This is a genomic window from Streptococcus mitis, assembly GCF_965111735.1.
In the GTDB taxonomy this organism is placed as follows: Bacteria; Bacillota; Bacilli; order Lactobacillales; family Streptococcaceae; genus Streptococcus; species Streptococcus mitis_DR.
On the sequence record NZ_OZ217346.1, the window covers coordinates 573723 to 587407 of the forward strand.

A 13685-nucleotide genomic window follows, 5' to 3' on the forward strand; every position below is an offset into this window, starting at 1 on the left:
TGGGAAACATGATGCTTCAACTGCTACTCAAAACCAACCAACAGCAGATGGTAAGTTCTTAGGTGGTGCTATTACTCTAGATGGAATGAAAAACGATGCTAGAGGAAATGTTAAAGATAGAGATTACTATCTTGAATTAGGAAGTAAAGGTGTTACTTTATCTAAAGAATATGACGTAAACCCTAATTCTGAATTATTCTTCAATATGGTTTACAATGGAGCATATGGTAAAGCTGCTTTATCTAGTGAAGGTGAAGAAGTAAGTGTAGAAATTACAGATGCATACACAGGTAAGAAAATTGCTTCTATTCCAATGAGAGATGGAAGCACTCCAACGGAAGCTACAGGAAGACCAGCAGGTTCAAATCAAGGAACACCATCTGATAGTTGGAATAATATTGCAAGAATTTATCATGTTCCAGAAGGAACAAGTAAAGTTAAAGTTACAATCAAAGCAAAAGATGATGGTAATTTTAAAGATGTTCAAGATGGATTCATTATCGGTGGTGTAGGTCTTGCTACTGGTCCGGGTATGCAATTAACTACAAACGTTACTAGTGAAGGTAAGAGTGGAGAGTACGGATTCACAAAAGATAAATTATATAAACGTTCTCAAGAAGGTAAATTAAACCTTGAATTGAAAAACGTTGGTGGTGTTGAAAATACTTTCCCTTACGGTGGTACATTTAACATTAAAGTACAAGTTCCAAAAGGTGTTAAATTAGGCACAGTTTCCACTACAAACTACAAAAAATTAGACTTATCTAAAGCAAAAGGTGAATCTATTTGGACGGATCAAGGATACTTAACAAATGTTCGTTATGATGAAGCGACTAATACATTAAGTATGGATGTAAATGCAGTTCAATATGGTAAAAACAATCTAAAAGCTGCAGGAGAAACATCAAAAAAATTCTCAATTCCATTTACAACTGAAGATGATTATGTAGGAGATGCTACATTTAAAGTTACAGGAACAGGTGGAATGGGTACTCAAGATGCTGAAGGAAATAGAATTTACCCATGGTTATGGACTGGAGATAAAGGACCTTACGCTTATGATGGAAACTATAAAGCTAATGGGTTAAGATGGACTGATAATCCAGATTACTACTATAATAGAACAATCTATATTGATGCTCGTAAACCTAAATCAGCTACAGTTGAAGAAGTCCACACAGATAGTGTTGTAGGAGATTCAGATGCAAAGAATCAAGAAAAATACTTATTAGTAAATACAGGGGACGCACCAGGTTCATTAACTCCATCAGATGATGAGATTAAAGCTAATCTTAAAAAAGTAGCTGATAATAATGGAGTTACTCTATCAGATGAAGAAACAGCTAAAAGAATAGCTGAAATTAAAAAAGCTTTACAAATTGAAAATGAAATTGGTAAGAAAATCAAAATCACATTACCAAATAATGACATTATCGAATTAGAGAAAAAAGATGATGGTTGGTATCAAGGAGATACTAAAGTAGAAACAACTCCTGAAGGTAAATTAAAAGTAAGTCTTAAAGATGTTAGTCTTCATACACATGAAGGTAATGAGAAGATTGCTGCAACTTCAGTTTCACCAGTAGGAAACGTTTCTGAACCAAGTTATGCAAACATTGTCAACGAAGCTCCAAAAGTAGAAGCTAAGAAAGATATTTATGTTTATAAAACTAAAGCAGCTGACAAATGGAATGCTGATAAAGTTGTTGAAGTAGCAAAACCAACAGCAACTGACTTAGAAGATGATCGTGATGGGGATGAAACTACTAAACCGACGATTGCTGTAAGTAATGACGGCGGATTAGATACAACTACAGTTGGTGATTACACTGTGAAAGTACAATCAACGGATAGTGAAGGTAAGAAATCTACTGAAGCAGAAGTAACTGTTCACGTATTAGACTTAATTACAGTAGATCCAACAGTAACAGCTGACCCAACAAATCCAAGCACAACAGCTCCAGTATCTCCAAAAACAGCTGATACACCAGTTAAACCAGGAGATGAAAATTATGGTAAATACCCAGCTGGTGTAACACGTGATGACTTAGTTAAAGAAGTGACACGTACGGTTAAATTTATCAATGTTAATGATAAAGATAATCCAAACGCTCAACCTATCGACCCAGAAACGGCTCCAGATAGAGTTCAAAAAGTAACTTACAAACGTACAGCAACTGTAAACCCAGAAACAGGTGAAGTAAAATACTCTGATTGGACTGTTTATGAAGGAGCAGAAATATCAGATGCTTCAGTAGAAGATGGAAAAGGTAAATTTAATGAAGTTACTTCTCCAGTAATTGAAAACTACTTACAAGTAGAGCCTGCTGATAAAACTATCGAAGAAAAAGAAGCACCAATACCATCTGAAACAGGTGAAGTTACTAATGAAGTAGTGAAAGTTCTTTATAAAGAAATTGGATCATTTACACCTGAGTATCCAGCTGGTAAGAAACCACAAGATGCACCAGATACAATTAAATATCCAAACAATCCAAATGACCCAACAAAACCTGGTGATTTCAGTAAGGTAGTTATTCCTTATGTAGATGGATATGTTCCAAAATATAATGGAGTAGAATTAACACCAGTTGATCCTGCAGATCCATCTAAAGGATACAAAGTTCCAGATAACTTTGACCCAACTGATAAATTCGGTAAGACTCCAATTCAATATGCACCTGGAATTCAAAAAGCTACAGTTAACTTTGTTTCTGTAGATGCAGCTGGTAAAGAAACACCATTAGATGAGAAGTTTAATATTACTGATCTTTCAGGTAAAGCTGGAACACAAATTCCAGAAGATAAAATTCAAGCTCGTCTTGATGTGTTAAAATCAATGGGTTACACAGTTAAAGAAAATCCATTCGATCAAGATCCAACATTTGATTCTGATTCAGATAAAGATCAAAGCTTTACAATTAAGTTAACTCCAAAAGTTTCAACACCAACTCCTGTTTATGTTGTGGAAGGTGATAAACCAACAGCAGAAAAACTAAAAAATGCGGTTACTACAGAAGGAAATGACAAAACTGTAGATGAAACTAAGATTCCTGAAACAAAAGGAAAAGTTGGAGATGATACATTAACTGCACCAGTAACAGTAACATACGGTTCAGGTGATAATAAACGTGAAGAAACTGTTAATGTACCAGTGAAAGTTGTTCAAGGATACCCACAAATCGTACCAGTAGATCCAAAAACTGCTCCAAAAGCAGAAGATAGCATTGACCCATCTGATTATCCAGAAGGTGCGAAATTCACTTATGAAAAAGAACCTGATACATCATCAACTGGAGATAAAGAAGTTAAGGTTATCGTAACAGATAAAGATGGTAACGAATTAGTAAAAGTACCAGCAACAGTACGTGTAGTAGATAGTAAACCACAATTTGTTGTTGCAGATCCTAAGAAACCACAACCTGATGTTAAATCAAGCATTACTCCAGATGAATATCCAAAAGGAACTACATTTAAATATGAAACTCCAGTAGACACAACAACTTCAGGTGAAAAAGATGTTGTAGTTGTAGCTGAACTTAATGGAGAAACAATCGTTAAAGTACCAGCTAAAGTAATGGTAGTAGATCCTAAGACACAATATGTATTCGAAAAAGATCCAAGTAAAGATATTAATCCAGAGAAGAGTATTGATCCTGAACAATATCCAGAAGGAACTAAATTTGAATATAAAGAACCAGTTGATACAACAACCTCAGGAGATAAGAAAGTAACAGTAGTAGTTAAAGATGGTGAAGACAAACTTGTAGAAGTACCTGCAGTCGTTAAAGTATTACCATTAGTGAAACCTGAAGGATTAACAGTTCTTAAAGGAAGCGAAAAATTAGAAGATGCAGTTAAAGCAAAAGCTGAAGAAGTTGTAGCAGCATTACCAAAAGATAAACTTCCTGAAGGTGTAACTGTAAAAGTTAAAGAAGTGAAAGCAGGAACTACACCAACAACAGCTGAAGTAACTGAAACAGGAAAACCAAAACCTGCGACAGTTGTTGTTGAATATACTGATGATAAAGGAAATGTTATTGGAACGAAAGAAGTAGAAGTTCCTGTAACAGTAGTTGGATCAACTCCAAAATCAGTAGTTGTGTTTGAAGGAACAACGCCTGAAAAAGATAAAGTTAAAGAATCTGTAACACCAGGACAAGGTGGAACAGTTGGAGAACCAACAACATTACCAGAAACAGCTGGAAAAGCTGGAGCTACAGATGTAACAGTAGAAGTCCCAGTAACTTATTCAGGAATGAAAGAACCTGAGAAAGTAAAAGTACCAGTTACAGTATTACCAGTAGCTAAAGCAGACGTAACAGTAACTAAAGGAACAACTCCAGACAAACTGAAAGAATTAGCTAAAGCTAAAGCTGATGAAGCAGTTAAAGCGACTGATTTCGTATCTAAACTACCACAAGGTGCTACAGTAACTGTAGGTGATGTAACAAAAGCTATCGAAGACAAAGTAACAGCTAATAAAGGAACTGGAGTAACAACAGTAGAAGTACCAGTAACATACACAGTTGATGGAAAAGACTACACAACTACAATCCCTGTAACAGTAAATGTGAAAGGTTCAGATATTAAACCAGTCTACGTTGTAGAAGGTGACAAACCAAAAGCTGATGATGTAAACAAAGCAATCACTCCTGATACAGATGGAACTAAAACACCTGTCACTGATGAAGATATCAACAAAGCTATTCCAACAACAGAAGGTAAAGTTGGAGCTAATGATGTTAAAGTAACAGCGAAAGTTACTTATAAAGATGGTGGAGAAGAAGTTGTAACAGTACCAGTAACAGTATTGCCAAAAGTTTCTCCAAAAGGTGTCGTTGTACCGAAAGATACTGATAAAGGTACACTTGAAAAAGCTGTTGCTGATAAAGTAAAAGAATCAGCTGAAAATACCAAAGGATTACCAGAAGGTGTAACAGTAACAGTTAAAGAAACTCCATTAACAACTCCAGGAACAGAAACAGCGGGTGAAAAAGACTCTGTAACTGTAACAGTTGAGTATAAAGATAAAGATGGAAACATTATTGCTACTAAAGAAGTTAAAGTGCCAGTAATCGTAACACCAAAAGTAACTCCAGTGGTAGTGGAAGTTGGAACTCCAGTCACAGCAGAAGATGTTAAGAAACATGTTGACCTACCAAAAGATTGGGAAATTACAAATGTTGGAGAAATTCCAGCAACAACAACACCAGGAGCAAAACCAACTGTACCAGTAGAAGTGAAATTACCAAATGGAAAAACAGTTACAGTAAAAGTACCAGTAATCGTAACACCAAAAGTAACTCCAATCGAAGTAGAAGTAGGAACACCTATTACTAAAGATGATGTTAAGAAACATATCGAACTTCCTAAAGAAGAAGGATGGGAAATCATCGAAGAGAACTGGGTAATTCCAACAACAGAAACAGCTGGGAAAAAACCAGGAGTTAAGGTTAAGGTGAAATTACCAACAGGAGAAATCGTTGAGTTAGAAGTACCAGTAACAGTAACTCCAAAACGTGGTTCTGAGTCACAACCAAACAATGGTGGTGGAAATGGTGGTAACAACTACAGACCAACTCCTACTCCACAAACACCACAGACTCCACAAAATGTTCCGTCAAGACCAACTGCTCCTGATCAACCTGTAACTCCTACGGAACCAGGACAGCCAGCAACACCAAATCAAGCTCAACCAGCGGCACCAGCTCAAGCAGATGCAACAGTAGCAACTGACACAGCTGCTAAACCAGCAACACCTAAATATGTTGATGGTCAAAAAGAATTGCCTAACACAGGTACAGAAGCTAACGCTAGCCTCGCAGCGCTTGGACTTCTTGGAGCCTTAGGTGGATTTGGACTTCTTGCTCGCAAGAAAAAAGAAGACTAAAAACTCATAGTTTTTGAGAAGATGATTCGTCATCTTCTTTTTTTAGGCTCTTTGTCAACTGTAGTGGGTTGAAGAAAAGCTAAGCTCGAGAAAGGACAAATTTCGTCCTTTCTTTTTTGATGTTTAGAGCGATAAAAATCCTTTTTTTGAAGTTTTTAAAGTCTCGAAATCCAAAGGCATTGCGCTTGATAAGTTTGATGAGATTATTGGTCGCTTCTAATTTGGCATTTGAATAGTGTAGTTGAAGGGCATTGACAATTTTCTCTTTGTCCTTTAGAAAGGTTTTAAAGACAGTCTGAAAAAGAGGATGAACCTGCTTTATATTGTCCTCAATCAGTCCGAAAAATTTGTCAGGCTTCTTGTCCTGAAAGTGAAAAAGCAGGAGCTGGTAGAGATGATAGCGGTGTTTCAAGTCTTCTGAATAGTTCAAAAGCTTGTCTAGAATCTCTTTATTGGTCAAGTGCATACGAAAAGTAGGACGATAAAAACGTTTATCGCTAAGTTTACGACTATCCTGTTGGATGAGTTTCCAGTAGCGTTTGATAGCCTTGTATTCATGAGATTTTCGTTCAAACTGATTCATGATTTGGACACGCACACGACTCATAGCACGGCTTAGATGTTGTACAATATGGAAACGATCTAGAACGATTTTAGCACACGGAAAAAGTTTTCTAGCTAAGTCATAGTAGGGACTAAACATATCCATAGTAATGATTTTCACCTGACAACGAACGGCTCTATCGTATCGAAGAAAGTGATTTCGGATGACAGCTTGTGTTCGTTCCTCAAGAACAGTGATGATATTAAGATTATCAAAATCTTGCGCAATGAAACTCATCTTTCCCTTTGTAAAGGTATACTCGTCCCAGGACATAATCTGTGGAAGGCGAGAAAAATCATGCTTAAAGTGAAAGTCATTGAGCTTGCGAATAACAGTTGAAGTTGAAATGGACAGCTGATGAGCAATATCGGTCAAAGAAGTCTTTTCAATCAGCTTTTGAGCAATTTTTTGATTAATGATACGAGGGATTTGATGATTCTTCTTGACGAGGGAGGTCTCGGAGACCGCTATTTTCGAGCACTTATAGCAGTTAAAACGGCGTTTTTTAAGGAGAATTCTAGTAGGCATACCAGTTGTTTCGAGGTAAGGGATCTTAGACGGTTTTTGAAAGTCATATTTCTTCATTTGACTTCCACACTCAGGGCAAGATGGGGCGTCGTAGTCCAGTTTGGCGATGATTTCCCTGAGTGTATCCTTATTGATGATGTCCATAAATTGGATATTGGGGTCTTTAATGTCGAGTAGTTTTGTGATAAAATGTAATTGTTCCATATGATTCTTTCTAATGAGTTGTTTTGTTGCTTTTCATTATAGGTCATATGGGACTTTTTTTCTACAACAAAATAGGCTCCATAATATCCATAGGGGATTTACCCACTACAAATATTATAGAGCCCTTATAGTTTGAAACTATAGGATTGCCTAGGAAAGAAATGTTAGAGGGAACCAGTAGTTTTTGGTATAATGGAAGATATTTGAAAGAAAAGAGAAGTGATATGACACAGATTATTGATGGGAAGGCTCTAGCAGCTAAGTTACAAGGACAGCTGGCTAAAAAGACTGCAAGATTAAAGGAAGAAACTGGTCTAGTACCTGGTTTGGTGGTGATTTTAGTTGGAGACAACTCTGCCAGCCAAGTCTATGTTCGCAACAAGGAGAGGTCAGCCCTTGCAGCAGGATTCCGTAGTGAAGTTGTGCGAGTTCCAGAGAACATTACTCAAGAGGAATTGTTAGACTTGATTGCCAAATACAATCAAGATCCAGCTTGGCATGGGATTTTGGTTCAGTTGCCATTACCAAAGCACATTGATGAAGAGGCAGTTTTATTAGCCATTGATCCAGAAAAGGATGTGGATGGTTTTCATCCTCTAAATATGGGACGCCTTTGGTCTGGACATCCAGTTATGATTCCATCAACACCTGCAGGAATTATGGAAATGTTTCATGAATATGGTATTGACTTGGAAGGTAAAAATGCGGTCGTCATCGGTCGTTCCAATATCGTTGGAAAGCCCATGGCCCAGCTTCTTTTGGCCAAGAATGCAACAGTGACCTTGACCCACTCACGCACCCATAATCTTGCTAAGGTTGCTGCTAAAGCGGATATTCTGGTGGTCGCAATCGGTCATGCCAAGTTTGTGACTGCTGACTTTGTCAAACCAGGTGCGGTTGTCATTGATGTAGGGATGAACCGCGATGAAAATGGTAAGCTTTGTGGGGATGTTGATTATGAGGCGGTTGCACCACTGGCTAGCCATATCACGCCAGTTCCTGGAGGTGTTGGTCCTATGACCATTACTATGCTAATGGAGCAAACTTATCAAGCAGCACTTCGGACATTGGATATAAAATAGGAAAAAAGAACCTGAGACAAAATAGTTCTCAGCCACAAAAAAGCTAGAGATTTCCAATTGCGGAACTGTACTGACCCCCAAAAGTTGGACAAATAATTATTGAAAGGATTTAGTTCTGTATTGCACAGGGCTAAGTCCTTTTAGTTTGACTTTAATTCGTTTGTTGTTGTAGTAATCAATGTAGTCCACAATAGCTTGTTCAAGGTCTTCTAAAGACCTAAAGTGCTTCTCATAACCATAAAACATTTCAGATTTCAAAATGCCAAAGAAGGACTCCATCATGCCATTGTCTGGGCTGTTGCCCTTGCGTGACATGGATGCTTGAATTCCCTTACTCTCTAGGAACCGATGATAAAAATCGTGTTGGTATTGCCAGCCTTGATCGCTATGGAGAATCGTATGCTCGTAGTGTTTCTCTGTAAAGGCCTGGTTTAACATAGCTTTCACTTGTTCTAAGTTTGGTGAAGTTGAAAGATTATAGGCGATAATTTCGCTATTAAATCCATCTAAAACTGGCGATAAATAGAGTTTCTGTGTGCTATTTGGAATGGCAAACTCTGTCACATCCGTATAGCACTTTTCCATTGGCCTTGATGCTTCAAACTGACGTTGAATGAGATTCTCTGCTTTCTTACCAATCTCTCCTTGGTAGGAAGAATACTTTCGTTTCCGGCGAATTCGAGCTGTTAAACCAAGGACTTTCATCAGACGTTGGACCTTCTTATGGTTTACTATATGACCACGATTCCTCAATTCAAGAGTAACTCTACGATAGCCATAATTTCCTTTATGGTCATTATAAATGGCCTGAATTTCGGTTTTAAGCTCTTTATCTTTATCAAGCCCATCCAGTTGTTTCAACTGATAATAGTAAGTTGAGCGAGCTAAACGTGCTGTTTCAAGAAGTAAATCTAGTCGAAATCCTCCTGAAGCCATTTCTCTAATTGTCTCTGCCTTTCTCGCTCTAAGGCTTCGTCCCTGTCTTCCAGCTCTTTTAACTTTTTTAGGTAGGCCACCTCAGTCCGTAAGCGTTCATTCTCCTCTTGGAGTCGCTCTAGTTCTGTCATTTCTTCCCAGGTTTTCTTCCGTTTACGTCCCATTTTAGTTGGTCTCCCTCTTGTTTTCTCAACAATAGTATACCCGTTTTTCTTATATTGTGCTAGCCAATTTGGAAGCATACCACGATTTGGGAGAGCATATTTGAGAGAAACTCTATCTTGAGACCAGTTTTCATGTAAGACTTTATTAATCATTTCTTGTTTTAAATGAGGAGAATAGTAACGATTTTTCCCTTTTTTGACGAACTCTATTCCGTAACGATCAATCAATTTAATCATGTACCTAAGATTAGAATTGTTTATCTCAAATTTATTTGAAAGCTTCTCTAAGCTATATCCTTGTTTTCTAAGTTCATAGATCTGAACTTTATCTTCATAACTCAATTTCATAATAAAACACCCCAAAAGTTAGATTTTTTCTGTCTAACTTTTGGGGTGCAGTTCAAACTCTAGCTTTTTAATTTTGAGTCGTTCTCTTATTGTATTTGAGGAGGTTATTGGCCATAAGTACCAACCCTATGTCAATTCTCACTTGACGCTTCCCTCTCAGATTACATCTCTTGTAACCCAAACGGCTCTTTGTCAACTGTAGTGGGTTGAAGAAAAGCTAAGCTCGAGAAAGGACAAATTTCGTCCTTTCTTTTTTGATGTTTAGAGCGATAAAAATCCTTTTTTTGAAGTTTTCAAAGTTCCGAAAACCAAAGGCATTGCGCTTGATAAGTTTGATGAGATTATTGGTCGCTTCTAATTTGGCGTTTGAATAGGGTAGTTGAAGGGCATTGACAATTTTCTCTTTGTCCTTTAGAAAGGTTTTAAAGACAGTCTGAAAAAGAGGATGAACCTGCTTTATATTGTCCTCAATCAGTCCGAAAAATTTGTCTGCCTCTTTGTTCTGAAAGTGAAAAAGCAGGAGCTGGTAGAGATGATAGTGGTGTTTCAAGTCTTCTGAATAGTTCAAAAGCTTGTCTAGAATCTCTTTATTGGTCAAGTGCATACGAAAAGTAGGACGATAAAAACGTTTAGCGCTAAGTTTACGACTATCCTGTTGGATGAGTTTCCAGTAGCGTTTGATAGCCTTGTATTCATGAGATTTTCGTTCAAACTGATTCATGATTTGGACACGCACACGACTCATAGCACAGCTTAGATGTTGTACAATATGGAAACGATCTAGAACGATTTTAGCACACGGAAAAAGTTTTCTAGCCAAGTCATAGTAGGGACTAAACATATCCATAGTAATGATTTTCACTCGACATCGGACTGCCCTATCATATTTAAGAAAGTGATTTCGGATAATAGCTTGTGTTCTACCTTCAAGAACAGCGGTGATATTGAGCTTTTCAAAATCTTGTGCAATGAAACTCATTTTTCCCTTTGTAAAGGTATACTCGTCCCAGGACATAATCTGTGGAAGGCGAGAAAAATCATGTTTAAAGTGAAAGTCATTGAGCTTGCGAATAACAGTTGAAGTTGAAATGGACAGCTGATGAGCAATATCGGTCAAAGAAGTCTTTTCAATCAGCTTTTGAGCAATTTTTTGATTAATGATACGAGGGATTTGATGATTTTTCTTTACTAGAGGAGTCTCAGTGACCGTCATTTTAGAGCACTGATAGCACTTAAAACGGCGTTTTTTAAGGAGAATTCTAGTAGGCATACCAGTTGTTTCGAGGTAAGGGATCTTAGACGGTTTTTGAAAGTCATATTTCTTCATTTGACTTCCACAATCAGGACAAGATGGGGCATCGTAGTCCAATTTAGCAATGATTTCCCTGAGTGTATCCCTATTGATGATATCTATAATTTGAATATTAGGGTCTTTAATGTCTAGTAATTTTGTGATAAAATGTAATTGTTCCATATGAATCTTTCTAATGAGTTGTTTTGTTGCTTTTCATTATAGATATTATGGAACTTTTTTTCTACAACAAAATAGGCTCCATAATATCCATAGGGGATTTACCCACTACAAATATTATAGAGCCACCCAAACAAGCCTTTATCTACCCAAAGACAGGTTCCACATCAATCTTGCGTTGAGCGAAAATCTGTCTACCTTCGGGAGATAAAAGCGCCTGACATTCTTTAGCTTTCAAGTTTTGATAGCGTTCGTTCATATACAGTCCCTTTTGAGGGGCTGATTCAGGTTCATCAGCGTAGTAAACCTTGATTTCCTGTTGAAAGTCCGTCTGTGTTTTCTGATGTTTGATATGGTGAAAACGATAATACCAGCTATCAGGATGTGTGTAGCTATCCTCCTTGTCATCATAGTGCCAATTCGCTAAGTTTCTAGCTGACTGTTTATACCCTCTCTTCTGTTCCTTGTCAAACATGGCATATTTAATCAGATGGTTCACCCCCTTTTCATCTAAACGAAGGAGGTTCTCTTCACTTCCATATCCAGCATCTGCAACAACTGTCTTCAAGTCATGCGGATAGGTTTCAAGGAATGGCAGAAGAGTCTTGGTGTCTGTCGGATTTGAGAAGACATCATAGTGAAGAACAAATTGGTTTTCAGTAGCGATTTGAAGATTATAAGCAGCCTTGAGTTGGCCATTTTTCATATAATCTTCTTTCATTCGCATAAAAGTGTCATCTGGATCGGTTTTGGAAAAGCTGTTGCGCCCTTCAAATGTCTCTTGATACTTCTTATACTTTTCAGCACGTACTGAAAAATCCTCCTTGACTTTACGCAAGACTTCCTTGAGTTTACGACGCGGGGTTTTACGTTCATCCTTCCCTTTAACGGGTGTCTCCTCAATGTCCTGGTTCAATTTTTTCAATTCTCCTTCAAGGACTTGAGCGAATGCAAGCAACTGCTCTGAGGAGATAGGCTCTTGTGTATCCAGTTCGATAGCTTGATAGATAAGGGGAGTGATTTCTTCTTGAAAATAGTTCTGTATCTGTTCTTGCAGTTTGGCGGAGAATTTCTCTGTCGCTTTCTTCCACACAAAACTATACTTGTTGGCATTGGCTTCAATCTTAGTCCCGTCAATAAACAGACAATTTAAGGTCACTAACTCTTCCATTTTTAAACGAAGATTGAGGTCCATGAAAAGATTACGTATGAGTTCTTCCATCTCTTCAGCGACTCGAAAACGATTGATGGTGCGGTAGCTGACAACCAACGGTCCTGTTAGGTACTGCATAGCGAGGTTTTCAATCATCATTTTTTCGATTTTTCGTCCAGAGAAAATCCCTTGTGAATAGGCAAATAGAAGAGTAGCTATAAGCATTTTAGGGTGATAAGACAGGCGACCAAAGGCATGATAGAAGGCATGGAAGTGACAATCCTCCAAGGTATTCACCACTTTTTCAATAGTAAAGACGAGATGGTCTTGTGGTAAGAAAGAACTGATTTCTAGTGGTAAAGTTGTTTGATTTTTGTTATAGTGAATATGCATGGGATGGCCTTTCTAAATGATTTATTAAGCAATTCCATTTTATTAAGACTATCGCAACCATGCAAAAAAGCAACGGCAAATCCGTTGCTTTTTTTGGAGACAAGAGACTATTGTCCCAGACTCTTCTTTTCTATCAAACTGAACGCATTCCAAACCAGTCTTTTTTTGAGTTTTTTGATAAAATAGTACTATCAGTGAAAAGGATGGAAGCATGACTAAGAAAATTGTAGCTATTTGGGCCCAGGATGAAGAGGGTGTGATTGGGAAGGACAATCGTCTGCCTTGGTATTTGCCAGCAGAATTGCAACACTTTAAAGAAACAACTCTGAATCATGCTATCTTGATGGGACGCGTGACCTTTGATGGGATGGGACGTCGACTGCTTCCAAAACGGGAGACCTTGATTTTGACACGTAATTTGGAAGAAAAGCTAGACGGAGTTACTACTTTTCAGGACATCCAGTCTGTTCTAGACTGGTATCAGGGTCAAGACAAGAATCTCTATATTATCGGTGGAAAGCAAATTTTTCAGGCTTTTGAACCCTATTTGGATGAAGTCATTGTCACTCAAATCCATGCACGGGTGGAGGGAGATACCTATTTTCCTGAAGAGTTTGACTTGTCTCTTTTTGAGACGGTTTCAAGCAAATCTTATACCAAAGATGAGAAAAATCCTTATGATTTTACCATCCAATACCGCAAGAGAAAGGAAGTCTAATGGAACGTAGTATATTTGGTTTTTTCACAGCCATGCTGTGTTTGGTCTGCTTGCTTGCAGGAGCACAGGCTTTTCGTAAAAAGCGTTATGGACTTTCTGTCCTGCTCTGGTTAAATGCCTTTACTAATTTGGTCAATAGTATTCATGCTTTTTACATGACCTTATTTTAGATAGAATGACAGTATAGAATA

7 protein-coding genes and 1 pseudogene are annotated in these 13685 nt (G+C 37.7%); 4 read left to right on the forward strand and 4 right to left on the reverse strand.

Annotated features, from left to right (window positions below):
* Window positions 1-85 precede the first annotated feature (85 nt).
* Complete coding sequence (locus ACLV7W_RS02850) at window positions 86-5893, forward strand: Rib/alpha-like domain-containing protein (protein ID WP_411865401.1); 5808 nt, start codon at window positions 86-88, stop codon at window positions 5891-5893.
* 79 nt (window positions 5894-5972) lie between these two features.
* Here ACLV7W_RS02850 and ACLV7W_RS02855 read toward each other — a convergent pair whose 3' ends face one another.
* The gene (locus ACLV7W_RS02855) at window positions 5973-7229 is read right to left on the reverse strand and encodes an ISL3 family transposase (protein ID WP_411865402.1); all 1257 of its coding nucleotides are present in this window, start codon (window positions 7227-7229) and stop codon (window positions 5973-5975) included.
* Between the two features lie 224 nt (window positions 7230-7453).
* Between ACLV7W_RS02855 and ACLV7W_RS02860 the strand changes: the two genes are divergently transcribed.
* Window positions 7454-8311: a bifunctional methylenetetrahydrofolate dehydrogenase/methenyltetrahydrofolate cyclohydrolase gene (locus ACLV7W_RS02860; protein WP_194251556.1), complete on the forward strand. Its 858-nt coding sequence runs from the start codon at window positions 7454-7456 to the stop codon at window positions 8309-8311.
* 96 nt (window positions 8312-8407) lie between these two features.
* Here ACLV7W_RS02860 and ACLV7W_RS02865 read toward each other — a convergent pair.
* The 3 genes and pseudogenes from ACLV7W_RS02865 to ACLV7W_RS02875 all read right to left on the reverse strand — a co-directional run.
* A protein-coding gene (locus tag ACLV7W_RS02865; protein WP_134813905.1) for an IS3 family transposase occupies window positions 8408-9759 on the reverse strand; the annotation gives its coding sequence in 2 pieces (ribosomal slippage) (window positions 8408-9318 and window positions 9318-9759; 1353 coding nt in all).
* A 217-nt stretch (window positions 9760-9976) separates the two neighbouring features.
* A complete protein-coding gene (locus tag ACLV7W_RS02870; RefSeq protein WP_411865403.1) occupies window positions 9977-11233 on the reverse strand; it encodes an ISL3 family transposase in 1257 nt (418 codons plus the stop codon).
* 145 nt (window positions 11234-11378) lie between these two features.
* Window positions 11379-12776 (reverse strand): annotated as a pseudogene (locus ACLV7W_RS02875) (IS1182 family transposase); the annotation flags it as partial.
* 211 nt (window positions 12777-12987) lie between these two features.
* Between ACLV7W_RS02875 and ACLV7W_RS02880 the strand changes: the two are divergent.
* Together ACLV7W_RS02880 and ACLV7W_RS02885 are read left to right on the forward strand one after the other, a co-directional pair.
* Window positions 12988-13494 (forward strand): dihydrofolate reductase, encoded by a 507-nt coding sequence (locus ACLV7W_RS02880; RefSeq protein WP_070842829.1) that lies wholly within the window; start codon window positions 12988-12990, stop codon window positions 13492-13494.
* Window positions 13494-13664 (forward strand): hypothetical protein, encoded by a 171-nt coding sequence (locus tag ACLV7W_RS02885; RefSeq protein ID WP_000442260.1) that lies wholly within the window; start codon window positions 13494-13496, stop codon window positions 13662-13664. The genes ACLV7W_RS02880 and ACLV7W_RS02885 overlap by 1 nt, the downstream gene beginning before the upstream one ends.
* Window positions 13665-13685: the final 21 nt, after the last annotated feature.